Origin of the sequence: Nocardia sp. NPDC004860, assembly GCF_040609015.1 — a bacterium.
Taxonomy (GTDB): domain Bacteria; phylum Actinomycetota; class Actinomycetes; order Mycobacteriales; family Mycobacteriaceae; genus Nocardia.
Genome location: NZ_JBEXJI010000014.1, coordinates 149,958 through 174,139, shown reverse-complemented (window position 1 = coordinate 174,139; position 24,182 = coordinate 149,958). Strand labels below are relative to the sequence as shown.

Below are 24,182 nucleotides of genomic sequence, written 5' to 3'. Positions count from 1 at the left end.
CAAAATCTGCGGCCGGCCCGCTAGGCGGCGGTGGCTGCGGCGGGTTCTCTCCGGCGGAGGGTTTCCGGTACCAGCAGCCAGACCGCCGACGCCGAGGCCAGCAGAGCGCCGGTCACACCGAGGGCCACGCCGTAGGAGACGCGGTCGGCGAGCATGCCGATCGCGTAGGGGCCCAGGAAGGTGCCCAGGTCGGCGGACATCTGGTAGCCCGCGAGGACCGGGCCGCCCCGGGTGCCGGGTCCGATGATGTCGGCGACCGCCGCTTGCAGGGCGGGGGTGAACATGCCGGAGCCGATGCCCGCCACGCAGGAGGCGACCAGGAGCCAGACGAGGGTGGGGGCGAGGCCGATGCCCGCGGTGCCGGCCGCGCAGACCAGGGTTCCTGCGATGAGGAAGGGCTTGCGGCCCACCGTGTCCGACCACCGCCCGGACAGGAACAGCACCGAGGCATTGCCGAGGGCGAAGGCGGTCAGGGCCACGCCTGCGAGGGCGGCGTCCTGCTTCAGCACCTCCACCACGATGAGCGGCACCAGCGCCATGCGCACACCGAAAACGGCTGCGCCATTGCCGAAGTTGGCCCACAGCGCGGCCCGGTAGGCGGGCCGGGCCAGCCCCGCGCGGAAGGTCATCACGGGCGCACCGTTCGATTTCTCCGGCAGGGCCAGCGGGGAATCCCGCAGCGCCACATAGACGATGAGGCTGGCGATCAGCAGCGCCACGCAGTAGATGAGGAACGGGGCGCGCAGGCCGAGGAAGGACAGCGCACCGCCGACCAGCGGCCCGCTGATCGAGCCGATCAGGAAGCTCGTCGAGTACACCCCCGACACCCGCCCCCGTTCGGCGGGCGGGGACATCCGGATGACCAGCCCCAGCGAGGACACCGTGAACATCGTCGACCCGATCCCACCCAGCGACCGCAATACCAGCAGCTGCCAATAACTCTGGGCCAGCGCACACGCACCGGTCGACACCGCCACGATCAGCAGCCCGGTCAGATAGACCGGCCGCTCCCCCAGCTTCTGCAACAACCGACCCGCCAGCGGCGCGAAGATCAACCGCATCAACGCGAACGCGCTCACGATGAACGAGGCCGCGGCCACCCCCACATCGAAACTCCGCGCGAACTGCGGCAACGCCGGCGCCACCAACCCGAACCCGATGGCGATCGTGAACGCCGACCCCACCAGTACCCAGATCTCCACCGGCAGCCGATGCCGCCCACCGACCGGCCCCTCGACCTCACTCACCACGACACACCGCCCACCCGGATCCGCCCGGCGCACACACCAATCCATTCATTCGCCACACCTGACCGAAGGCCGCGCTATTCACCCGTGAGGGCGTGTCCGACGATCTCCTCGGCCGCGGCCTGGACCTGCGCGAGGTGCTCCGGCCCCTGGAAGGATTCGGCGTAGATCTTGTATTTGTCCTCGGTGCCCGACGGGCGGGCGGCGAACCAGGCGTTCTCGGTGGTGACCTTGACGCCGCCGAGGGCCGCGCCATTGCCACGGGCGCGGGTCTGGATGCCGGTGATGGGTTCGCCGGCGATTTCGGTCGCGGTGATCATGTCGGGCGTCAACGCCGCCAGGCGGGTCTTCTGTTCCGGGGTGGCGGTGGCGTCCACGCGGGCGTAGGCGGGTGAGCCGTAGCGTTTTTCGAGTTCGGTGTAGCGGGTGGACGGACTCTGCCCGGTGACGGCGGTGATCTCCGCGGCCAGCAGCGCGAGCAGAATCCCGTCCTTGTCGGTGGTCCACACGGTGCCGTCCATGCGCAGGAACGACGCGCCCGCGGATTCCTCGCCGCCGAAAGCCAGGCTGCCGCTGAACAATCCGGGCACGAACCACTTGAACCCGACCGGCACCTCGTAGACGTCGCGGCCGAGCACGCCGACCACCCGGTCGATCATCGAGGACGTCACCACCGTCTTGCCGATCTTGGTGAGCGCGTCCCACCCCATCCGATTGGCGATCATGTACTCGATCGCCACCGCCAGGTAGTGATTCGGATTCATCAGTCCCGCATCGGGAGTCACGATCCCGTGCCGATCCGCGTCCGCGTCGTTGCCGGTGGAAATGTCGTAATCGTCGCGAATCGCCACCAGCGACGCCATGGCGTACCGCGACGAGGGATCCATCCGGATCCGCCCGTCGGAGTCCAGCGTCATGAACCGCCAGGTCGGATCGACGAACGGATTCACCACCTCGAGCTCGAGGTCGTACCGCTGCCCGATCTCCTCCCAGTAGTCCACCGAGGCTCCGCCCATGGGATCCGCGCCCAGCCGAATCCCGGCGCCCCGAATGGCGTCCAGGTTCAGCACATTGGGTAGGTCCGAGATGTAGCGGTCCAGGTAGTCGTAGCGCTCCACGTTGGTGGCCAGCGCCTGCGCCAGCGAGGTGCGCTTGACGTCGGCGAGCCCGGTGCGCAGCAGCTCGTTGGCGCGCGCGGCAATGGCATCGGTGGCGATGGTGTCGGCGGGACCGCCGTGCGGCGGGTTGTATTTGAAGCCGCCGTCGCGCGGCGGATTGTGCGAGGGCGTCACCACGATGCCGTCGGCCTGGTGCCGGGTCCCGCCCCGATTGTGCCGCAGCACGGCGTGACTCAAAGCCGGTGTGGGCGTGTACCTGTCGCGCGAGTCGATGACGGCGGTGACGTCATTGGCGGCCAGCACCTCCAGCGCGGTGGTCCAGGCGGGCTCGGACAGCGCGTGCGTATCCCGTGCCAGATACACCGGCCCGGTGATGCCGCGCGAGGCACGGTATTCCACGATCGCCTGGGTGATGGCCAGGATGTGCGCCTCGTTGAAGGCGCAATCCAGGCTCGACCCGCGATGTCCGGAGGTGCCGAAGGACACCAGCTGCGCGGCATCCGACGGATCCGGAATCCGGCTGTAGTAGGCCGTCACCAAGTGCGCGATGTCCTCGAGGTCCGTGGCCCGGGCCGGTCGTCCGGCTCGATCGTGGGCCATGCTCGCACCTCCCTTCCGTATCGCCTGCGCCCGGCTGGTCATGAGAATCACGGCCACACCCACTGCCCGAGGAAGGCACCGAGGTAGGCCGCGGCCAGGCTTGCGCCGACGCCGATCACGACGTTCGCCACCGCATAGCTGTAAGCGCCCTCCTCGGCCAATCGAACCGTTTCGTACCCGAACGTGCTGAACGTGGTCAGCGCGCCGCAGAACCCCGTTCCCACGGCAGCCAGGAGCCAATGATTTGCTCCCGCACCGATCAACGCGCCCAGCACGGCCGAACCGCCCATGTTCACCGCCAGTGTGCCCAGGGGGAGAACACTATCGAATCGATGGGCCACCGCGCGATCCACCAGATACCGGACGGGCGCCCCGAAGAGCGCGCCGAGGATCACCAGCAGCCCTGTCACCGCCGCACTCCGGCGAAGACCTCGACCGGCGAGAGCGCCACCGTCACCGAATCCAGCAGGTCCGCATTGCCTTCCACGAACGCCCGCAGCCGTGCGGTGTCGTCGATGATCATCACCATCACCGGCAACCGCTCGGCCAGATCCAGCAGCCGGGCGGTGTGGATATGGGAGGACACCCCGTAACCCTCGACGCCGCGCCACACACTGGCCCCGGCCAATCCGGCATCCCGGGCACGCCGCACGATCTCGTGATAGCGGGGCCGGTGCCGATAGGTGTCGTCCTCGCCGAGCAGCACCGTCAGCCGAGACGCGGGTACCCACTGCCGAACCATGTCACTCATCGCCTGCCCCCAATCGTCGTGCCGTCTCCGATACCCATCGTGTCGCACTCACGCCCAGCAGGACCGAAATCAGTCCTGCCACCACCGTTCCCCCGAGGTAGGCCAGTCCGGCGCCGACCCGGCCCGATTCGAGCAGTGTACGAACTTCCACCGCGTAGGTGGACATGGTGGTGAATCCGCCGAGAATCCCGACCCCGAGAAAGGGCCGCAACAGCCGGTGCGCCACCCAGATCTCGGTGATACACACCATCAGTACCCCGATGAGGAAGCAACCGATCACGTTGACCGCCAAGGTCTGCCACGGAATCGAGCCGTGGTGCGGCACCCACAGGCTCATGGCGTAGCGCGCTTCCGCGCCGATCGCGCCACCGAGGGCGATGACGCCGAGCAGGGCGGCGTCCACGCCCGCGACTCTCGCTGCCACCGCCCCTCCTCTCTAATTAGCCAAATCATTGCTGTTCGGCGTGTTGATGAAGCCGAACAGCAGCCCGGAACTGCGAGGATAGTGCCGCTTGCCCGGAGTTGTCCCATCGGCCTCGAGGAGTCAAGTTGGCGGTGCGGCAGTCGATCAGAAAGTTGCTGGTTCAAGGGTTCGGAATCGCCACGGTACTGGTGGCCGCCATGGCCGCCACCCCCGCGGCCCATGCCGGGGCGATTTATCCGGTTTCCGACCCGGACGGGTTCTACTACGCCACAGGGAATCTCGCCGCCGCCCATAACGGTGACGTCCTGGATTCCCGCCTGGTGCCCAACCATCCCTGGCCCGGAGCGACGGTGTGGCAGCTGAAGTTCCGCTCCACGAACTCCACCGGCGTGCCCATCGCCGCGGTGACCACCCTCATCACCCCCGGCCCCGGCCCGCGGCCGTTGCTGTCGTATCAGCCGTTCGTGAATTCCCTGGGCATGCAATGCGCGCCGTCGCACGCCCTGTTCAACGGGGGCGTGCGGGAGGCTGCCGCTTTCCCGCTGCTGCTGGCGCGCGGCTGGGCGATCGCCGTGCCCGATCACCTCGGCCCCGACAGCGCCTACGGCGCGGCCCGCATGGGCGGGCAGATCACCCTCGACGGCATTCGCGCGGTCGAGCGTTTCGCCCCGGCGGGACTGGGTGATTCGCCGGTCGGCCTGGCCGGTTACTCCGGCGGTGCGATGGCCACCGGTTTCGCGGCCGCCATCGCCCCCGACTACGCGCCCGAGCTGCCGATCGTCGGCGTCGCGGAGGGCGGCGTGCCGGTCAATCCGGGCAAACTGGCCATCCAGGTGGGCGATACGCCCCAGCCGCTGTTCGGCCTGGGCTTCGCGGTGGCAGTGGGCATGGAGCGCGAGTACCCCGCCCAGATCCAGCTGGACAGCTCGCTCACCCCCTTCGGCTTCTGGATGCGCGACCGCATCGCCAATTCCTGTGTGGACGACATCATTACGGTCGGCGCGAACCACAGCATCGGCGACGTCTTCCACCCCGGCAAGGAGAACGACCCGGACCTGATCCACACCATTCACGCCAATGCCCTCGAGGTCGTCCCGGAGCTCATCCGCCAACCCCTCTACGAATGGCACGGCAGCAACGACCAGGTCCCCCTGGACCTCGCCCTCGAGACCGCGAACCGCTACTGCGCCGCCGGCACCCCGGTCCAGTTCGACATCATCCCCGGCGCCGACCATGGCACCGCCATGGGCGGCGCCGCCGCCGCCGTGGACTACCTGTCCGACCGGTTCGCGGGCCTGCCCCCGCCCTCCAACTGCCGCTGATCGCGGTAAGCCGAAAAAGAGGCGGCCCCACTCACTTTCGTGAGCGGGGCCGCTTCCACATCCGGAACTCAGTGCGCCAGAACGGGTTCGCCCTCCGCCGGAACCGGCACCTTGTTGGGCATGATCAGACCGGTGATCACCGCGCCGACCACGAAGATCGCTGCGGCCCACCAGAAGGTGGTGGTGTAGCTCTTCACCGCGGCCTCGGCCAGCACCGCCGCCGACGGCGGCACGTGGCTCGACGCGTAATTGTCGAAGGCCGTCGAGGCCAGCGTGCTCAGCAGCGCGGTGCCGATGGAACCGCCGACCTGCTGGCTGGTGTTCACCATCGCCGAGGCGACACCGGCGTCACTGTGGTGCACGCCCGAGGTCGCGCCGCTGAAGGCCGTCGACATCGCCATACCGAGACCCAGGCCCATCAGGACCAGGCTGGGCAGGATGTGGCTCGCGTAGCCGGTGTCCACGCCGATGCGGGTCAGCAGCACCATTCCCACTGTGGCGAGCAGGAATCCGCTCACCACGGTCACCTTCGGGCCCACCCGGGGAATCAGCAGGGCGGGCACGGTGGTGGAGGCCGCCACCATGCCGGCGACCATGGGCAGGAACGCCACGCCGGTGCGGATCGGCGAGTATCCCAGCTGCTGCTGCATGTAGTAGGTGAGGAACAGGAACATGGCGAACATGCCGATGCCGATGGTGAACACCGTGACGTAGGACGCGCCCCGGGTCTTGTCCAGCACCACGCGCAGCGGCAGCAGCGGATGCGCGACCCGCTGTTCCAGCCAGGCGAACACGCCGAGCAGCAGCACGCCGCCGATCAGGAAGGACAGCGTCAGGCCATTGGTCCAGCCGTCCGACTCGGCGTGCGAGAAGCCGTAGACGATGGCGAACAGCGCGGCGGTCACCGCCAGGGTGCCGGGCAGATCCAGCTTGGGCCGCTCGGTGGCGGCGTGCCCGGCCAGCAGCAGTACCGCGCCGACCAGCGCGATGGCCGCGAAGACCAGATTCACGTACATCACCCAGCGCCATGAGGCCCACTCGGTGAGCGCGCCGCCCAGCAGCAGGCCCAGGGCGCCGCCGGCGCCGGCGATGGCGCCGAAGATGCCGAACGCCTTTGCGCGCTCGGCGGGTTCGGTGAAGGTGACGGTCAGCAGCGACAGCGCGGCGGGCGCGAGCAGCGCCGCGAACACGCCCTGCGCGACACGGGAGCCGACCAGCACCTCGAAGTTGCCGGCCGCGCCGCCGACGGCCGAGGCGACCGCGAAGCCGACCAGGCCGGTGATGAAGGTGGTGCGCCGTCCGAACAGGTCGGAGAGCCGTCCGCCCAGCAGCAGCAGGCTGCCGAAGGCGAGCGCGTAGCCGGTGATGACCCACTGCCGATCGCCATTGGAGAAGCCCAGATCGGCCTGCGCGTGCGGCAGCGCGATATTCACGACGGTCGCGTCCAGCACGACCATCAGCTGGGCGACGCCGAGTACGGCGAGCACCCACCAGCGCAGCGCGTGCGATCCGCGCCGCGACGCGGCGGCCGGTGCCGCGACCTCTTTCTCGAGAGCTGTTGTCATGGTGGTTTTCCTCGTCCCCTAGGATTAGTGGAGAACCGGTCTCCGTTTACCGGTAGAAGCTACCAGCAAAACGGAGACAGCTCCTCCAGATAATCCCGATTGCTGTTAGGATCAGGGTGTGAATCACGTCACCACCGCGCCCCCACCTCGGCGTCTGCGCGCGGACGCCGCCCGCAATCAGCAGCGCATCATCGCGGCCGCCCGCGAGTTGTTCGCCGATCGCGGGCTGGAGGTCACCCTCGACGATGTAGCCGAGCGCGCCGGCGTCGGCGTCGGCACCGTCTACCGCCGCTTCGCCAACAAACAGGAGCTCATCTCCGAGGTCTTCGACCAGATGGTCACCGAACTCGCCGGGGCCGTGGATGTGGCACTGCACCATCCGGACCCCTGGGAGGGCCTGGTCGATCTGTTCGAGTACTCGTGCCGGCATGTCGCGGTCAACCGCGGCTTCGGCGAGGTCATCCTCGAATTGCACGACAGCATGGATCGCTTCTGCGCCATGAAGGATCACATCCGTCCCGGCATGCAGGCGGTCATCCAGCGCGCCCGGGACGCGGGCGTGCTGCAGCCCGATATCGAGGCGGGCGACTTCTTCGCCATGGTGAACATGGTCGACGGCATTGCCGGATTCGCCCGGCCGGTCAATCCCCAGGTCTGGGAGCGCTATATGGCGCTGATTCTCAATGGCGTGCGCGGCGACGGCGTGCCCCGCCTGGCGCTGGCGCAGCCGCCGCTCACCGAGGACGAAGTGGAGCGGGCCAAAGCCGCGGCGTATACCCCGCGCAAACGGTAGCGCGCATCACACTCGCGGTTTAAAGTTGGTCGCATGACCAACTCTTGGGTGAACTGGGCCGGGGATCAGAGCTGTACCCCGGCGGCCATCGCCGAACCGAGCTCGCCCGAGGACGTCGCGGCAGTACTCGCACAGGCCGAAGCGAACGGGCACACCGTCCGGGTCGCCGGATCGGGACATTCCTTCACCGAGACCGTGCTCACCGACGGCACCCTCCTGCGCCTGAACAAACTGGACCGGATCCTGAACGTGGACCGCGAATCCGGACTGGTCCGGGCGGAAGCCGGCATCACGCTCAATGCCGCCAGCAATGCGCTGCACCCACTGGGCCTGGCCTTCCCCAATCTCGGCGACATCGACGTGCAGTCCATCGCCGGCGCCACCGCGACCGGCACCCACGGAACCGGATCCAAGCTGCAGAACCTCTCGGCCGCACTGCATTCCGTCGAGCTCATGCTCGCCGACGGCAGCCGGGTCGAACTCAACGAGCAGACCGACCCCGACGGCTGGCGCGCCGCCCGCGTGAACGTGGGCGCGCTGGGCGTGGTCACCGCCGTGACCCTGCAGATGGTGCCGTCCTTCGTCCTCGAGGGCATCGAACGGCCGGTCCCGGTCGAGGAGGTGCTGGCCGATCTCGACAGCTACGTCGAGGGCAACGAGCACTTCGAGTTCTATATGTTCGCCCACAGCCCGCTGGCAATGACCAAGCGCAACAACCGGGTCGAGCTGCCCGAGCAACCGCGCGGCAGGGCCGTGGACTGGTTCTCCGACATCCTCATGACCAACTACACCTTCGACGCGCTGTGCCGGCTCACCCGCCGCCGCCCCAGCCTGATCCCGCTGATCCAGCGCAGCGCCGCCTACGCGGGCAGCTACCGCCGCCAGGTCGAGCGCTCCTACCGGGTCTTCGCCAGCCCCCGCCTGTTCCGCTTCACCGAGATGGAATACGCACTGCCACGCGAGCATTCGGCCGACGCCATCCGCGAGATCAAGGAGGTGGCCAAGCATTTCGACACCCCGATGCCGATCGAGGTGCGCTGGGTCGCCCCCGACGACGCCTTCCTCTCCCCCGCCGGCGGCCGCGAGACCTGCTACATCGCCGTACACCAGTACCAGGGCATGAACTACGAGCCGTATTTCCGCGCCTGCGAACGCGTCTTCGACCGCTACAACGGCCGCCCGCACTGGGGCAAGCGGCACTTCCAGACCGCCGCGACCCTGCGCGAGCGCTACCCGGACTGGGACAGGTTCGCCGAGGTCCGCCGCCGCTTCGACCCGAAGGGGCGCTTCACGAACGAGTACATCGAGCGCGTCCTGGGTCCCGTGCACTGAAAGTGCCGGCCACCGCGCACCGAAAGAGTGCAGATGGCGCGCCGAAAGAGGACTACTATCGATTGCTGAAAGATCGCTGTAACTGCCCGAGCGTGACCGACGTAGGGAGGGTTCCGATGCCTGAGCGGCGGATCGAAGTAGGGAACCACGACGATGCCCACTGATGACGACTCCGATGACAAGGTCGAACGCCTGACCGACGATCTGCGCACCACCGCCGACGATCTGACCACCGACCTCGGGGTCACCGCCTCCGACCTGAGAGAGCGAGCCGAATCGGCGGCGGGAGCGCTGGCCGAGCGGGCCAGCGGCGCCGCCGCCGAACTGGCCGACCGGGCACAGAGCGCGGCCGCCGATCTCGCCGACATGGCGAAGGCCTTCGCCGACAAGATCACTCCCGAGGATCTCCAGAGCACTCTGGAATCGGTGCGCGCCAACCTCGACCACGCCGCCCAGGACGTGCTCGCCGCGGTCAACGAGATCGTCACCGCCCTCAAGAACAGGGCCGGCGGAAAGTAGTCCACACTCGACCCCGGTTCCGGGCCGCACGGCCCGGAACCGGGGTTGTTCGCTTTCATCCGGCCGCTTCGTTCGTTCCGGACGACCCCTCAGGGTTGCCGATTGTGTGCCATCACCCGACCAACCGTCCGGAGTGATGCGCGTCAAGGGGGCTGTGCCAGGTGCGCGCCACACCGCGACCAGCCCTTAAACTCCCATTCAGAAGATAACGAAAACGTCTCGGATTGGATCAAGCGCGCATCATGCTCAAAGGCTTCAAAGACTTCCTGATGAGGGGCAATGTCATCGATCTCGCGGTGGCCGTGGTCATGGGCACGGCCTTCACCGCCATTGTGACCTCGGTGACCAAGGGTGTGATCGAGCCGCTGCTGGCCACCCTCGGCGGCAACAAGGAATACGGCCTGGGCTTCCAACTCCTGTCCGACAAGCCGTCCACCTTCGTCGCCCTCGGTCCGATCATCAGCGCCGGCATCAATTTCCTGTGTGTGGCCGCGGTCCTCTATTTCGTGCTCATCCTCCCGATGAACACCCTCAAGAACCGGCTCAGCAAGCCCACCGCGGTGAAGGCCGATCCCACCGAACTGGAGCTCCTCACCGAGATCCGCGACCTGCTGGCGAAGCAGAACGCGAACAAGTGAGCCGCAGACCCCGGGTAGTCTTAGCCAGGTTGTTGCCAGCAGCTTGACCTATGCCTAGCCGAGGAGGCGGAAGACGTGGGCCGCATCCCACCCCGGGAACAGTCGGACGATCTGGCGAACCGGGTGGCGCCCGCGCCGGCGAGCCGGTGGGCCATGCTCGCCGTGCTGTGCGCGAGTCTGCTGCTGGTGGCCATGGACGCGACCATCCTCAATGTCGCGCTGCCTTCGCTCATCGATCACATGGCACCCACTCCGATGGAACAGCTCTGGATCGTCGACCTGTACGGCCTGGTGCTGGGCGGCCTGCTCATCACCTGCGGCGCGATCGGCGACCGCTACGGCCGCAAGCGGCTGTTCCTGTCCGGCTTCGTGCTTTTCGGCCTGGCCTCGGTGGTGGCCGCGACCGCGCACGCGCCCGCGCAGCTCATCGCGGGCCGCGCGCTGCTGGGCGTCGGCGGGGCCATGGTGATGCCGTCCACCCTCTCGCTGATCCGCAATATCTTCTCCGATGACCGGGAACGCACGCTGGCCATCGGCATCTGGGCCTCGGTCGCCGGTGCGGGCGCGGCCATCGGCCCGCTGGTCGGCGGCCACCTGGTCGAGGCGTTCGGGTGGTCGGCGGCCTTCTGGCTGAATGTGCCGGTGGTGATCATCACGGTGGCCGCCGGACTGTGGCTGCTGCCGGAATACCGATCGCCGCAGCACGGCAGCCTGGACTGGGCGAGCGCGGCGCTGTCGGTGCTGGGCGTCGTGGCGCTGGCGTGGGGGATCAAGCATGTGGCCAAGGGCAATCCGGCCCCGATCGATCTGGTGATCATGGCCGCCTCGGTGATCCTGCTGGGGCTGTTCGCCTATCGGCAGCTGAAGTCGCCGGATCCGCTGCTGGATGTGCGGCTGTTCCGCAATCGCGCGTTCACCGCGGCGGCGCTGGCCACCCTGCTGGCCATGCTGGCCATCGGTGCGGCACTGTTCCTGATCTCGTTGTGGCTGCAATACATTCACGGCTACTCGCCCTCCCAGGCGGGCATGCGCACGCTGCCCGCGGCGCTGGCCACCCTGTTCGGCTCGCTGTCCACCCCGTGGCTCATGCAGCACGTGAGCGTGCGCGCGCTGATGGGCGTCGCACTGGGCGCGCTGGCCGGGGGTTTCGCGGTGCTGGCGGCAGTGCCGGACACCACCTATCCGACTGTCGCGCTGGTGCTGGTGTGCCTGGGCATCGGTGACGGCATCGCCATCACCACCGCGGCCGCGGTGCTGGTATCGGCGGTGCCGGCCGAGCGCGCCGGCCAGGCGGGCGCGGTCGAGGAGACCAACTACGAGCTGGGCATCGGCCTGGGCGTCGCACTGCTGGGCAGCATTCACGGTCGTCTGTTCACCGGCCACATGACCGGATTGCCGCTGCAGGGCGACGATCTGGCCGAGGCGCGCGGCTCGGTGGGCGGCGCGGCCCATATCGCCGAGAGGATCGGCGGACCCACCGGTGACGAGGTGCTGCGCATCGCCCAGCACGCCTACGATGCCGCGCTCACCACCACCTCCTGGATCTCGACCGCCATGGTGGGCACGGTCGCGGTGCTCACCGTGATCCTGGTCCCGCGCGGCTTCACGGCCACCGCCGCGCACTGATCGGCACGCCGTATCCGGTTATGCCAGTGACACTTTGAGCTGGGCCAACGCCGAGCGGATGCGTGCCTTCACCGCCGGCAGCCCGATGCCCAGCTGCGCCGCGACCTGTGGGTAGGTGAGACCGCCGTAGAAGGCCAGCACCACCGATTCGCGCTGATAGGGGGTGAGTGTGGCCAGGCCGCGACGGATGGCGCGCTCGTCGTGGCGGCGCAGGATCTCCTCGGCCACCACATCGATGGCGGGCCGGTAATCGCAGACGCCCCAGCGGTGTTCGTGCCCGGCCGCACTGCATTCGCGCCGCACCCGGTCCACCGCCTGATGGTGGGCCAGGGTGGTGAGCCAGGTCAGGGCATTGCCGCGGGCCGGGTCGAAGGCAGCGGCGCTGCGCCAGACCTGCAGGTAGACCTCGTGACAGGTTTCCTCGGCATATCCGGTGTCGCACACGATGTTCAGGGCTCGGGAGTAGACGAGGCCGCGGGTGCGGCGATAGAGCTCCTCGTAGGCATCCCGATCGCCCGCGCCGATCCGGCGTACGAGCGGATCGAATTCACTGCCGCGCCGGGTGGATCGGGACGCGGCGGGCCGGACGGATGGGCTGGGATGCGAGTGGGTTGCCGGGTGGGCAGCGGAATATTGCGATGCACGTGAGGAATTCACGATTGCCCCCAGATCGACGGAAAGCGAGCACAAACTTGCCGAAACGAGCCGTCGAGGACTGGGACGGTCGCCAACCGCGAACGGAAACCGGCCGGGGACAGGGGCTTTCGGTTCCGCCAACTCACCAGGCTACTCCACGACCACCCTATTCCCGCCGTGATCTATTTTCGGGGATGGAATTCCGGGCAAAGTGTGCGAATCCGTCGCCGATCAAATCCGCAGGCCCAGTTCGACTATGCCGTGGGCGACCGCGTGCACGGTGACGCGATTGCGCCGCGCGTGGGCGCGGATGAGTGCGAAGGCGGCATCGGGGGTGGTGTGGTGGGCGTGCGCGATCACGCCCTTGGCCTGTTCCACCACGATGCGAGTGGTGAGGGCGTGCTGTAACTGCTCGGTCACCCGCTGCTGGCGCTGCACCAGGTTGGCGGTGACGATGTGGCCGGTGGCCATGCCCGCCAGCAGCGTGGCGACCGAGAGGTCCTTGCCGGTCCAGTGCCGCGGGTCGCGGGAATACAGGCTCAGCACACCCGCTTCGGTGTCGTCGAGGCGCATGGGGACCGCGGCCACCGAGGAAATCCGGTGCCGCCCGGCCAGACTCGTGTACTCCGGCCACATGTCGCCGTAGCTACCGATATCGGTGACGGTCACCGACGCGCCGCAGGCGTGGGCGACCATGCCGGGTCCGCGGGCGTGATCGCGCTGGCAGACCTCCAGATCCAGCAGCTCCTCGGGGATGCCGCCGAAGAGTTCCGACCGGTCACCCCGCAGTTTCGGGGACAGCGCCACCGTCACACCGCCCGGTTCCAGCACATCGATGGCACTCTGCATCAATTCGTCCAGAATATGGGGCAGTTCGGTTGCCGCCGGTAGCAGTCGCGCGAACCTGGCCAGCACCGCCACCAGCAACTCACTGTCGGACACCGTGATCACCCCTCGGCGAACGCCGGGGCGCCCGCCATGAAAGTCTTCCTGTGCCGCTCTTGCCTCAGCTCATGGTATTTGCCGGGCGGGGTGCTGCGGAACAGTTGCGCTCATTCGGCTTCGATCCGAATCTCCCGCTCCACCACCCGCCGCGCCACCTCCACCAGGGAAAGCCCATGGGTGAAGGCGTATCCGCGCAGGCAGGCATAGGCATCGGCGATCTCGATGCCGAGCCGGGCGCTGGTCATCCCGGCCGCCTGGTGAATCCACCGGCTGGACAACGGCTGTGCCCACTGCCGGGCGTCGTCGCCGGTGGCCAGCACCAGGCTGGCGGTGACCAGATCCGCGATGTGCAGCGCCGCCGACAGCAGTCGCGGCCCCGGCCGCCCGACCGAATCGCGGTACAGATCCACCGCGCCCAGCCGAATCGTGCCCAGCCGCAAGGGCATTGCGAACAGGGAACCCGACACCGGCTCCCCCGAGAGCGCCTCGGCGAACCCGGGCCAGTGCTCGCAGTCGGCGCTCAGATCGGTGATCACCACCGGCACCCCCTCGGCCACCGCCGAGACCGCGGGCCCCTCCCCCGCGGTGGCCTGCGCCCCCTCCACCCGCTCGGCGAATCCATCACTGGCACACCAGGGTTGCATACCGGCGTCGCGTTCCTCGAGCACGATGGCCGCGCGCCGGACCGGCAGCACCCGCACACACGCGGTGCACACCGCGCTCAGACCGCCGCCGGCATCACGCACGGCGCGCAGGAACTGTCCCGTCAGCTGATCGAACTGCGACGAAGCCATCACCATCGAACCGCCCCACAATCATCGCCCGGCGATGGGTAATTCGGTGCCCGGGGCCAGTATCACCGTCACAGCTCGACAACGAACAGGGCCGAAAGTCACTGTGGCGGAGGATGGTCAGGGCTGATAGGCCACACCGAGCCGGGACAGGCCGCGCAGGTCGTAGGTGTGGGTGGCGACCGCGCCCAGCAGCAGACCCACGGTGAGGCCGAACACCGTCATCCAGATACCGGTGCTCAGACCCGCCTCCAGGTGCCCGTCGAAGAACAGGATGGCGCGCACCGACAGGTAGATCTGGTGCATGGGCTCGAAGCTGGACAGCGCCGCGATCCAGCGCGGAATCGCCTCCACCGGAATCGAACCCGACGAGGACGGCAGGCCCAGCACCACGAAGACGATCATGTTGATCAGCAGCCCGGCGGTGCCGAAGGCCGCCAGCACCGACAGCCCGGTCACCCCCACCGCGATGATGGCCAGCGTGCCGTAGAGGAACAGCGGCAGCGGCTGGTCGATCGGCATGCCGAAGAGCCTCGCGATGCCCATGAACATGCCCGAGAGGACCGGTGCGGTGATGACGGTGATGGCCCACTTGACCAGCAGGGTGCGCCAGCGGCTGATGGACGCCGGCTCCGGCGCGCGGAACCACGGGCCGTACTCGGCCGGGGCGTAGCCGAGCACATTGTCGATCATGGAGTGGATGATCATGGCGCCGCTGAAGCCCGCGAACAGCAGCACGAGGGTGTAGAAGAAGGCCGACAGGCCCTGGCCGGTGCCCGCGGGCAGCGGCCGGTACGGACTGACCACGACGTCGACGGGCTTGGCCAGCTGCAGCCGTGCCGCGCCGGACAATTCGGTCGCGGGAGCGCCCGCCTTGGGCGCCAGCTTGGCCTTCACCTGATCGGTGAGCTGCGCACCGACGGTCGTATTGACCTGCGCCATGGCGCGATCGGTGATGCGCTGCATGATCGAGGACGCGTAGGTGCCCGCACGCGGATTGGTCTGCACGGTGATGACCGGGCGCTCCACGTCGCCGGGGACCACCGAGGCCGCCGCCAGAATGGACAGCCGCTTGGTGAAGTCGCTCGGAATGATGATGGCGCCGTAGATCTGGCCGTTGCTCAGCTGCTGGCGGGCGTCATTGATGCCGACCAACCGCAGATCGATCTTGTCCTTCGGAATCTGCTCGGTCAGCGCACCGGTGATCTGGTCGCCGACATTGAGGGTCTTGCCGTCCATCACGTCGCCCACATCCTGATTGACCAGGGCGACCGGGAAGTCGTGCAGGTTCTTCTCCGGATCGGAGGTGTAGCCGAGGTACATGGTGCCGATCAGCGCCGCGAGCAGCGTGAGCACCAGCATCGGGCCGATCCAGCCGCGCAACGGCACGGCCCGCTGGGCCGGGGTCGCCGCCGGGGTCGCCGTGGCCTCCGGGCCGGTCGGGGAGGCACTGTCATTCGCCATGCGACGAATGTAGGCAGCGACAACAAAGTAGTCAACGCCAACATCCCCGAGTGTGTCCGATATCCTGCTCTCACCATGAGCATCGCCAAGCGCAAAGCCCGCGAGGTGGTGGAGCGCGCGCGGTCCTACCACCACGGGGACCTGCGCGCCGAACTACTCCGGCGCGCCGAGGAGACCCTGCGCGGCGCGGGTGTCGACGGCCTGTCGCTGCGGCAGCTCGCCCGCGACACCGGCGTCAGCCACGCCGCGCCCAGCCGGCACTTCCGCGACAAACAGGCACTGCTGGACGCGCTGACCGTAGCCGGATTCGAGCGGCTCGGAGCCGGCTTCGAGAAAGCCGCCGCCACCGGCGCCTTCCTGGAGCGCCTGCACGCCATGGCCCACACCTACCTGCGCTTCGCCATCGACAATCCGGCACTGCTGGCACTCATGTTCGCGCGCAAGAACAGTCCGACGCCGGCCATCGGCGAGGCCGCCGCCCGCGCCTTCACCGTGCCCATCGAAATGGTCCTCGATGCGCAGGCGAGCGGCGAGGTGGTGCCCGGCGACGCGCGACGCATCTGCCTGTCGGCGGTCGCCGCGCTGCACGGGCTGGCCGCCATCATGGGGTCGGGCCTGGTCGACGCCGAGGAGGCCGACGGTCTCTTCGACGAGATGGTCAGCCACATGATGAACGGTTTGCGTCCGCGACGCTGACGCCCGCGTCCGCGAACCGGGCTGCGGAGATCCGCGAACCGGAATCCGCGGGCCCGCACCCGTAACCTTTCAGGTGTGGCGATCGAGAAACGACAGTGACGATCGAAGGCAGGCAGTACGGCGGACGCGCCGTAACCGAACGAAAAGCCGAGCGCCGGCAGCGCTTCCTCGACGCGGCCATCCAGATTTTCGGTGAGCGCGGCTACGCCAACTGTTCGCTGGCCGATGTGTGCGCGGCCGCCGGACTGTCCAAACGCCAGTTCTACGAGGAGTTCCAGACCCGCGAGGACGTGCTGGTCGCGGCATATGACCAGATCCAGGACCAGGCCGGCGCCGCGCTGGCCACCGCCCTGAGCGCCATGGGACCGGACCCGGACCCGACCGACACCGTGACGCGGGCCCTCTCGGCCTTCCTCGGCTCGATCGGCGCCGACCCGCACCGCGCCAAGGTTGCCTTCGTCGAGGTGGTCGGTGTGAGCGAGCGCATGGAGCAGCACCGGCGCGATCGGCGGCACGCCTGGGTCGCCACGCTGTATCTGGCGGTGGAACCGCTGGCCGGTTCGGGCGCGCGGGTGCGCGGCGCGGGCGAGCTCGCGGGCAGCGCCCTGATCGGCGCGATCAACGGCCTGGCCCACGAGTGGCTGCTGTCCGAGCCGCGCCCGCCGGTGAGCGACCTGGTGGAAGTGCTCGTCCCCATGGCGGTTTCGCTCATCGTGCGGGATCCGGCCTAGGCGGTCACCTCACACCGAGCCGGTCACATCAGCTGCCGCATGAAGTAGGTGTACTCCAGCGCGCTGGTGTGCGCCTTCTCGTCGTTGTTCGCGCCGGACCCGTGGCCGCCCTGGGTGGCCTCGTAGAACAGGTACGGATCGCCGAATTCGGCTAGTCGGGCGGCGAACTTGCGCGCGTGCTGGGGCCCGACCCGGTCGTCCTTGGTGGTCGTCCAGATCAGCGGCTCGGGGTACTGCACGCCCTTCTTCAGCTGTGCGTACGGCGAAATGGATGCGAGGAAGGCACGTTCGTCCGGATCGGCCACCGATCCGTACTCCCCCACCCAGGACGCGCCCGCCGCGATCTGCTCGTAGCGGACCATGTCCAGCAGCGGAACCTGGATGTCCACCGCACTCCACAGGTCGGGATGCTGCGTGAATTCGACACCCATGAGCAGCCCGCCATTGGACCCGCCCTGGATCCCCAGCCGCCGCGGCGAGGTGATCTTGCGCGCGACGAGATCACCGGCCACGGCCGCGAAGTCGTCGAAGGCCTTCTGCCGGTGGGTCTTCAGGGCCGCGTCGTGCCAGGCGGGCCCGTATTCGCCGCCGCCGCGGATGTTCGCGATGACATACGCGCCACCGTGTTCCAGCCACGACTTGCCGAGTAGCCCGTTGTAGCCGGGCGTGGACGAGGAGGCGAAGCCGCCGTACCCCCACAGGATCGTCGGGGTGCTGCCGTCGTAGGGCAGCGTGGCCGGATGCACGATGAAGTAGGGCACCTTGGTCCCGTCGGGCGAGGTGGCCTTCAGTTGCTCCACTACGAACCCCGACGAATCGAACCGTGCGGGTGCGGCTTTCACCTGGTTCAGCCGTCCGGTCGCGGTGTCCAGGCTCCAGATGGTGGACGGGGTGAGCATCGAAGTAACCGAGAGGTAGGCCGTCTCGCCCTGGGAATCGGCGTCCACGCCGGAGACGGTCGCATTGTCGGGCAGGGGAACCGGTGCGGACGTCCAGCCGCCGTCGGGCTGCGGGGTATAGACGGTGGCGCGGCCCTTCACGTCGTAGAGCGAGGTCACCACCACGTGGTCCCGGGTCGTCATGACCCCTTCGAGGGTCTCCTGCGGCCCGGGTTCGTAGACGAGCGTGACCTTCGGCTGATCCGGGTGCGCGGTCAGGTCGTCGGCGTCGAGGGACACCAGTGAGCCGGACTTGAAGGTGGCACCGGCGGCGGTCCAATCCTGTTGCAGCGCAACCAGCACCCGATTGCCGACCATGCCCTGGAGCCCGGACTTCGCCGGCAACCCCAGCCGCAGGGGCTGCGCGCCCGCGAGCAGGCTGACCTCCGACTCGTAGAACGACGGCCGCCGCTCCACCAGGTTCATCCGCCGCCCTGCCCCGTTGTCCAGCAGCACCGCCGCGGTGGCGAGCCCATCACCCTGGCTGCCGCGGGCGATCTCCACCGCCTGGTCGAGCGCCTGCCCGCGCCCCAGACGCTTCACGACGTACGGATAGCCCGAGGTGGTCTTCTCCCCCGGCTGCCATTCCCGCGACACCAGCAGCGTGTCGGTGTCCACCCAGGTGGCGTACTGCTTGCCGCGGTCGAGCACGAATCCGCCGGCCACGAACGTCCCTGTCCCCAGATCGAATTCGCGCAGTGTGACGGCGTCCTCGCCACCCTCGGACAGCTCGACCAGGCATCGCCGATGGGTGACCGGGTCGCAGGACATGCCCTTCCACACCCAGTTCTTGCCCTCGTCGCGGGCCAGGGCGTCGAGATCCAGAACGGTGCGCCACTGTGGTTGCGGCGATTCGTAATCCGCGACCGTCGTCTCCCGCCAGATGCCCCGCTGATGGTCGGCGTCCTGCCAGAAGTTGCCGATCATCCCGTCGTGGAACTCCGGCACCGGCAGGCGATCGGCCGCATTCGCCAGCGCCTTCGCCTGGGCCAGATTGTCGGCGTAGCGCGAATCCTGTTCCAGCACGCCGAGGGTCTTCGTGTTCTCGGCCGCCACCCACGATTGCACGCGGGGACTGTCCAGCTCCTCGAGCCACTGATACGGGTCGCTCGCCGTGCTCGATCCCCCGCACGCGGCCAGCAGGACCACCGCCAGACCCGTGAGGGCGGCCCGGATTCCGCTCTTGCTCCAAACCATGAAATCCCCCATCCCATGATCACGAGGCGACCCCGATCGGGGCGTCAGCGAGCCACCCTACCGCCACCCACCGACAACCTGTCGGTGCCTCCTGCCGACAACCTGTCGGTGCCTCCTGCCGACAACCTGTCGGTGCCGGGCGGCAAGATCACGGGCATGACCGACGAGGAGAGGCGCTGGGCCGATCCGCACGCCACCACGGCGGTGCGGAAGTTCCTGCGCCGGCACCGTCGAGCGGTGGAGACCGTGCTGACGGCGGCCCGGCTCGACGGGCTGGACGAATTCGCCGATGCCGCAGCGGAATACGCCGCCAACCCCGCCGGGCCGGTCACGCCGGAGGGCGCGGCGGTGGTGTTCGCCATCGCACAGCAGGCGGCGATCGCGTATCGGACCGGACCACAGCGGGAGCAGGAGTTCATCGACCGGTTCATCGACAGCTGGATGAACGAGCACGGGTACGCATTCGCGACCGCGGTCGCCGAGACACGGCGGGGCCTGTGCATCGAGAAACCCGAGCCGCGCGCGGGTCGGATGACACCCTGGCTGCGGGCGATCACGCCAGGCGAGGAGCCCGAGCCCGCCGCGGAGACATTGAGTCTCCGGGTGCGTGCCCGGCTAGGTGCGCAACCTTCTTCTCCCGGCGGGGACACACCACGCGCCCCCGCGGACCCGAAATCGGTGACCACCGACCAGATTCGGCGACTGGAGGCGGCCATGGTGGACGGCCGGCGATGGCGGGCCGCGGCACACCGGCGGCTGGTGCTCGAGGATCCCGCGCTCGGTCAGCTGGCCCGGCGGCTGGTGTGGGCGAGCTTCGACGGCCGCGGCACCGTGACGGGCACGTTCCGAATCGATGCCGAGGGCGGGCTCCGGACCGTGGACGAGAGGCCCGCCGAGCTGCCGCGCGAGACGCTGGTGGGCGTGGCCCACCCGCTGCACCTCACGGAATCCCTGGAAAGGTGGCGGAATACGTTCGCCGGCAACCGATTACGCCAGCCGTTCGAGCAGCTGGAGCGATGCACGTACACCCTCACGCCGGAGGAGGCGGAAGCGGATCACCTGTCCTTCTTCATCGATCGCCAGGTCCGCACCGATCGGGTGTTCGGACTGCAACAGCTGGGCTGGGAGTTGTCCGGAGCGCTCCTGTATCGCCGGTTCGGCCCTTCCAAGGAGGTGGCCGTCACGCTGGACCCTGGGCTCGCGGGCGGTTATCGCTACGAGCCCGAGCTCCAGCGGGTGCTGTCGGTGGAGCTCCGGGGCGGCACGTTCGGGTCGTTCGATGCCGTCACCGCCTCGGAGCTGATCCGTCAGCTGGACCGGCTGGCGGCGTGACGTCCGGCGCGGCGCCCGAAGAAGGAGCCCGCGCCGAGCTGGGTGCCGCTGGCATAGCCCTTGCCGTCCTGGGCCAGGGTGGAGGCGGTAGCGCCCGCCGCGTAGAGCCCCGGAATCGCTGATCCGTTGTCCCGCAGCACTTCCGAGTCGGCCGAGGTGCGCAGGCCGCCGAGGGTGAAGCCCGCGTACAGCGCCTTGCCCAGGGTCAGGTCGAAGGCCGCCCACGGCCCGTGATCCTGCGGCTCGAGCCATTCGCCCGCCTTGTGGAAATCGGGATCCTCGCCGCGGGCCGCCTTCTCGTTGTAGCGGTCGAGGGTGGATCGCAGTGCCTCGTACGGGATTCCGAGTGCGGTCGCCATCTCCTCGACGGTCTCCCAGCCGTCGATGAACGGCGCGAGCGGGAACATGGGCCGTTCCATGTGCTCGGAGTCCACGATCAGGTAGGCCACCGCGCCGGGCTGATCGAGCACGAAGGCGGAGGTCCGCGCGTGATAGGAATCCTCGGCGACGAAGCGTTCGCCCCGCTGGTTCACCACGATTCCGGTCAGCAGCTTCGCGGGCGGATACACGGGCGCGGTGACGAAGGCCTGGTCCATCATGCGGGTCACGCCGCCCGCCGAGACGCCGAGCCGGATGCCCAGCCCGTCGTCGAAGGGCGTCCCGAGCACGAAGGGTTTCTCGGTCAGCCACGGCACGTGCTCGGCCACCATGTCGGTGTTCATGACGAAGCCGCCGGCGGCCAGCACCACCGACTTCGCCCGCACCGCACCGGTGGTGCCGAGGTGCTTCCAGCTGACGCCGGCCACACTGCCGTCGGCCTCGGTGATCAGGTTGGTCACGCCGGTCTCGTACCGCACCTCGACGCCGAGCGCGGCGGCCCGCTTCACCAGCAGCTCGATGATCATGGCCGCGCCCTGGGTGTCGCCGGGCACCGGAACCTTGTGCCCGCGCGGCGCGGGCGTCGCCTGATCCCGGTAGGGCCAGACCTTTTCGTTACCGGTGTACATCAGCCCCTGGGTGCCGGGCTGGATGACCGCCTTCTCCGGGTAGTAGCTGCGCTCGAATTCGAAGCCCAGGCTCTCCAGCCAGTCGAAGTGCTCGACGCTGCCGTCGCAGTAGGCGCGGATCTTGTCCGGTTCGGGATCGCGCGCCACCGACAGCAGGTACTTGTACATCTCCTCGGCCGAATCGTCGTGGCCGGTCGCCCGCTGCACGGCGGTGCCGCCACCGAGATAGAAGTGCCCGCCCGCCAGCGCGGTGGTGCCGCCCGCTACACCGGCCCGCTCCAGGACCAGTACGCGAGCCCCGTTGGCGGCCGCCTCGACCGCCGCGCAGCCGCCCGCGATGCCGAATCCGGCCACGACCACGTCGACTTCGTCGGACCACTCGGTAATCGACGCCGCCGCAAGGGTTTCCGGGATCTGTGTGCTCACTGCGCATCCTTCTTGATCTGCTCGAAGAACAGCCGCATGTTCGGCCCGATCTCGGCGAGTTCGATGAACGGCACGCCCGAGGCCGCGCCGTCGAGGTAGGCGAAACGCATCTGCCCGCCCATGTTGCCCTGCTGCACCACCGGGATCCCCTGCGCCGCGGCGTCTTTCAGCGCGGCATCGAAGTCGTCGGGTTCCAGGCAGACGTGGTGCAGGCCGGGTCCGCCGCGTTCGAGGAATTCGGTGTAGATGGAGCGGCCCCGCACCGGCTGGATGAGTTCGAGCTGGGTGTCGCCGCTGTAGGACAGCGAGATGTGCGCGGTGAAGTCGGCGGGTTCGCCGCGGTAGACGCAGCTCTCGGGCCCGAAGTGGACCTCGGGCATGCGCATCCAGCCGCCGGCGCCCATGGTGGTCTTCAGGAACTGTTCACCGGCCGCGATGTCCTCGACCACCCAGGCGATCTGGGTGACCGGGCCGCGGGCCACACTTGTGCTGTCCACCCGGGCAGTTAATCACAATCGCTTAAATTGGCAAGGGTTACTCGTCGTCGGGATCCGGATCGGACGGCGCCGTCCACCCTTTGTTGCTGAGGCCGTAGAACGTCGAGACCAGCAGATACAGCACCAGAGCCGTGATCGGCGACACGAACCCGACCCCGATGCACACCGCGTAGACCAGGATGCCCGGCCAGGCCCGCCAACTCTCGCGCCGCGCGTAATCCGCACCCAGACCGGGCTTCAACATCTCCGGCCGCTTCGCCAGCCGCCACCACATGGGCGCCCACGGCACGGTCATCATCACCCCGACGATCCCGTACAGCGCCACCGCCACCACGGCGTCCCGGCGCGTCCCGTGCACCACATTGTCGGCCACCACCATCGTCGGGAACGGCACCAGCGAAATGCCCAGTAGCAGCATCAGATTCCACCATCGCAGCACGTGGTCGATGCGCCGCAATCGCCCGAAGAAGGTGTGGTGGTTCATCCACACGACGCCGATCGTCATGAACGACGCCAGATAGGCCACGTACGCCGGCCAGATATGCGCCAGCGCCTGCAGCAGGCGCCCGGGCTCGTGGTCGGGCACCCGGACTTCCAAAATCAACAGGGTGATGGCAATCGCCATCACCCCGTCGCTGAACGCTTCCACCCGGGCGGTTCCGGCGAGCGTGCGATCCGGAACCGATCCGTCACTCATGGACGGAAGCGTAACCCGATTCCGTGATCGCTTCAGATCGCTTGGCCCGCTTGATGGTTCGAACCGTGATCGCCATCAGCACCACGGTGACCCCGATCATGAGCGCGCTCGACAGCCAGGCCATGGTGTGGATGGGCAGCCGGTAGGCGAGCACCACCCGCAGCACGGACTCGCCGACCAGGCCTGCGCCCCACATCCCGGCGATCCGGTTGTGCACGCGGCGTACCAGCGGGTTGGTGCGGAAGTTGTGCTCCATCTCCGCGAGCTTCGCCGGTGAGTTCGCGAAGGCCTTCCGGGCCGCCACGTAGGTCAGCGGCTTGCCCAGCAGTGCGCTCACCCCGAACGCGAGACCGATGACGGCGGTGGTGAGCGAGTCCCGCACGATCATCATCCGGGCGTCGCCGCTGATCAGCGAGCTGGCGATGCCGAAGACGAAGCCGGCCAGGATGAGTGCGGCCAGGGCGTCGACGCGCCGGGCCCGGATCACCTCCACCAGGACCACGACGCCGGAGAACACCGCGCCCGCCAGCAGCGCGAGGAAATCGGAGTACCCGGCCCAGTGCAGGAGGTAGTACGCCGCGAGCGGCACCGCGATGTCACGGGCGGTGGGTGCGAGCATGCGCAGCAGGCTCGGCCGGTCCTGCGACTGCGGCGCGGGCACTGCGGCGATGTTGTCGGCCATGGTCGGAACTCCTGTAATCGGTTTGTGCGCTACAGGAATGACGCTACGGTCGCGCCGACCTCGCCGAATCTGCCAACCATCACCTCCCGGCCATGACAGTTGTCATGCGGGCGCCGGACACGCCGTCCGCCGCCATCCCCGCTTCGGGCCGGCGGAAGACGATGATTTCCGGAGCCGGGCGTCGTCTCCATTCCCGGGGACCGAAATA

General features: G+C 68.5%; 24 protein-coding genes. 9 read left to right on the top strand and 15 right to left on the bottom strand.

Features of this window, described 5'->3' with window-relative positions; genetic code table 11:
• Positions 1 to 20 precede the first annotated feature (20 nt).
• The 5 genes from ABZV44_RS24945 to crcB (ABZV44_RS24925) form a co-directional block, all read right to left on the bottom strand.
• Positions 21 to 1,247 carry an MFS transporter gene (locus ABZV44_RS24945; protein ID WP_354840687.1) on the bottom strand — a complete coding sequence of 409 codons (1,227 nt, stop codon included), beginning with the start codon at positions 1,245 to 1,247 and terminating at the stop codon, positions 21 to 23.
• Between the two features lie 77 nt (positions 1,248 to 1,324).
• Positions 1,325 to 2,965, bottom strand: coding sequence for a phosphoglucomutase (alpha-D-glucose-1,6-bisphosphate-dependent) (gene pgm, locus ABZV44_RS24940; RefSeq protein ID WP_354840684.1), 1,641 nt, complete (start codon positions 2,963 to 2,965; stop codon positions 1,325 to 1,327).
• Between the two features lie 47 nt (positions 2,966 to 3,012).
• Positions 3,013 to 3,375: a fluoride efflux transporter CrcB gene (gene crcB, locus ABZV44_RS24935; protein ID WP_354840681.1), complete on the bottom strand. Its 363-nt coding sequence runs from the start codon at positions 3,373 to 3,375 to the stop codon at positions 3,013 to 3,015.
• Positions 3,372 to 3,716, bottom strand: coding sequence for a DUF190 domain-containing protein (locus ABZV44_RS24930; RefSeq protein ID WP_354840678.1), 345 nt, complete (start codon positions 3,714 to 3,716; stop codon positions 3,372 to 3,374). The genes crcB (ABZV44_RS24935) and ABZV44_RS24930 overlap by 4 nt, the downstream gene beginning before the upstream one ends.
• Positions 3,709 to 4,140, bottom strand: a complete 432-nt coding sequence (gene crcB, locus ABZV44_RS24925) for a fluoride efflux transporter CrcB (protein WP_354840676.1) — start codon at positions 4,138 to 4,140, stop codon at positions 3,709 to 3,711. Before crcB (ABZV44_RS24925) ends, ABZV44_RS24930 begins: the two co-directional genes overlap by 8 nt.
• Before the next feature lie 131 nt (positions 4,141 to 4,271).
• Between crcB (ABZV44_RS24925) and ABZV44_RS24920 the strand changes: the two genes are divergently transcribed.
• Entirely contained in the window at positions 4,272 to 5,462 is a 1,191-nt protein-coding gene (locus tag ABZV44_RS24920; protein ID WP_354840835.1) for a lipase family protein, read from the top strand.
• A gap of 68 nt (positions 5,463 to 5,530) precedes the next feature.
• On the opposite strand, the gene ABZV44_RS24915 is transcribed toward ABZV44_RS24920, so the two are convergent.
• A complete protein-coding gene (locus ABZV44_RS24915) occupies positions 5,531 to 7,027 on the bottom strand; it encodes an MFS transporter (RefSeq protein ID WP_354840673.1) in 1,497 nt (498 codons plus the stop codon).
• A 118-nt stretch (positions 7,028 to 7,145) separates the two neighbouring features.
• Between ABZV44_RS24915 and ABZV44_RS24910 the strand changes: the two genes are divergently transcribed.
• From ABZV44_RS24910 to ABZV44_RS24890, 5 genes are all read left to right on the top strand, one after another.
• On the top strand, positions 7,146 to 7,820 hold the full coding sequence (locus tag ABZV44_RS24910; protein ID WP_354840671.1) for a helix-turn-helix domain-containing protein: 675 nt from the start codon (positions 7,146 to 7,148) through the stop codon (positions 7,818 to 7,820).
• Between the two features lie 33 nt (positions 7,821 to 7,853).
• Complete coding sequence (locus ABZV44_RS24905) at positions 7,854 to 9,152, top strand: D-arabinono-1,4-lactone oxidase (protein ID WP_354840668.1); 1,299 nt, start codon at positions 7,854 to 7,856, stop codon at positions 9,150 to 9,152.
• A gap of 153 nt (positions 9,153 to 9,305) precedes the next feature.
• Positions 9,306 to 9,671 carry a hypothetical protein gene (locus ABZV44_RS24900; protein WP_354840665.1) on the top strand — a complete coding sequence of 122 codons (366 nt, stop codon included), beginning with the start codon at positions 9,306 to 9,308 and terminating at the stop codon, positions 9,669 to 9,671.
• A gap of 224 nt (positions 9,672 to 9,895) precedes the next feature.
• On the top strand, positions 9,896 to 10,309 hold the full coding sequence (mscL, locus tag ABZV44_RS24895) for a large conductance mechanosensitive channel protein MscL (RefSeq protein WP_354840662.1): 414 nt from the start codon (positions 9,896 to 9,898) through the stop codon (positions 10,307 to 10,309).
• A gap of 75 nt (positions 10,310 to 10,384) precedes the next feature.
• A complete protein-coding gene (locus ABZV44_RS24890) occupies positions 10,385 to 11,935 on the top strand; it encodes an MFS transporter (protein ID WP_354840659.1) in 1,551 nt (516 codons plus the stop codon).
• Between the two features lie 18 nt (positions 11,936 to 11,953).
• Here ABZV44_RS24890 and ABZV44_RS24885 read toward each other — a convergent pair whose 3' ends face one another.
• The 4 genes from ABZV44_RS24885 to ABZV44_RS24870 form a co-directional block, all read right to left on the bottom strand.
• Positions 11,954 to 12,592, bottom strand: coding sequence for a sigma-70 family RNA polymerase sigma factor (locus ABZV44_RS24885; RefSeq protein ID WP_354840657.1), 639 nt, complete (start codon positions 12,590 to 12,592; stop codon positions 11,954 to 11,956).
• 210 nt (positions 12,593 to 12,802) lie between these two features.
• On the bottom strand, positions 12,803 to 13,513 hold the full coding sequence (locus tag ABZV44_RS24880) for an ANTAR domain-containing protein (RefSeq protein ID WP_354840655.1): 711 nt from the start codon (positions 13,511 to 13,513) through the stop codon (positions 12,803 to 12,805).
• A gap of 110 nt (positions 13,514 to 13,623) precedes the next feature.
• Positions 13,624 to 14,310, bottom strand: coding sequence for a GAF and ANTAR domain-containing protein (locus ABZV44_RS24875; RefSeq protein WP_354840653.1), 687 nt, complete (start codon positions 14,308 to 14,310; stop codon positions 13,624 to 13,626).
• Between the two features lie 117 nt (positions 14,311 to 14,427).
• Positions 14,428 to 15,771: a DUF3533 domain-containing protein gene (locus ABZV44_RS24870; RefSeq protein ID WP_354840652.1), complete on the bottom strand. Its 1,344-nt coding sequence runs from the start codon at positions 15,769 to 15,771 to the stop codon at positions 14,428 to 14,430.
• A 75-nt stretch (positions 15,772 to 15,846) separates the two neighbouring features.
• Here ABZV44_RS24870 and ABZV44_RS24865 point away from each other — a divergent pair, with 75 nt between their 5' ends.
• Entirely contained in the window at positions 15,847 to 16,467 is a 621-nt protein-coding gene (locus tag ABZV44_RS24865; protein ID WP_354840650.1) for a TetR/AcrR family transcriptional regulator, read from the top strand.
• 95 nt (positions 16,468 to 16,562) lie between these two features.
• Positions 16,563 to 17,198 carry a TetR/AcrR family transcriptional regulator gene (locus tag ABZV44_RS24860; protein ID WP_354840648.1) on the top strand — a complete coding sequence of 212 codons (636 nt, stop codon included), beginning with the start codon at positions 16,563 to 16,565 and terminating at the stop codon, positions 17,196 to 17,198.
• A gap of 23 nt (positions 17,199 to 17,221) precedes the next feature.
• On the opposite strand, the gene ABZV44_RS24855 is transcribed toward ABZV44_RS24860, so the two are convergent.
• Entirely contained in the window at positions 17,222 to 19,333 is a 2,112-nt protein-coding gene (locus ABZV44_RS24855; protein WP_354840646.1) for a prolyl oligopeptidase family serine peptidase, read from the bottom strand.
• An 84-nt stretch (positions 19,334 to 19,417) separates the two neighbouring features.
• Between ABZV44_RS24855 and ABZV44_RS24850 the strand changes: the two genes are divergently transcribed.
• Positions 19,418 to 20,665 carry a DUF4132 domain-containing protein gene (locus ABZV44_RS24850; RefSeq protein WP_354840643.1) on the top strand — a complete coding sequence of 416 codons (1,248 nt, stop codon included), beginning with the start codon at positions 19,418 to 19,420 and terminating at the stop codon, positions 20,663 to 20,665.
• Here ABZV44_RS24850 and ABZV44_RS24845 read toward each other — a convergent pair.
• The 4 genes from ABZV44_RS24845 to ABZV44_RS24830 are packed head-to-tail and all read right to left on the bottom strand — an operon-like array spanning position 20,641 to position 23,974.
• Positions 20,641 to 22,098, bottom strand: a complete 1,458-nt coding sequence (locus ABZV44_RS24845; RefSeq protein WP_354840641.1) for an FAD-binding protein — start codon at positions 22,096 to 22,098, stop codon at positions 20,641 to 20,643. The two genes, ABZV44_RS24850 and ABZV44_RS24845, sit on opposite strands and share 25 nt — an antisense overlap.
• Positions 22,095 to 22,595 carry a VOC family protein gene (locus ABZV44_RS24840; RefSeq protein WP_354840639.1) on the bottom strand — a complete coding sequence of 167 codons (501 nt, stop codon included), beginning with the start codon at positions 22,593 to 22,595 and terminating at the stop codon, positions 22,095 to 22,097. Before ABZV44_RS24840 ends, ABZV44_RS24845 begins: the two co-directional genes overlap by 4 nt.
• A gap of 37 nt (positions 22,596 to 22,632) precedes the next feature.
• Positions 22,633 to 23,292, bottom strand: coding sequence for a TMEM175 family protein (locus ABZV44_RS24835; protein WP_354840637.1), 660 nt, complete (start codon positions 23,290 to 23,292; stop codon positions 22,633 to 22,635).
• A complete protein-coding gene (locus ABZV44_RS24830; RefSeq protein ID WP_354840635.1) occupies positions 23,285 to 23,974 on the bottom strand; it encodes a VC0807 family protein in 690 nt (229 codons plus the stop codon). The genes ABZV44_RS24835 and ABZV44_RS24830 overlap by 8 nt, the downstream gene beginning before the upstream one ends.
• Between the last annotated feature and the right edge of the window lie 208 nt (positions 23,975 to 24,182).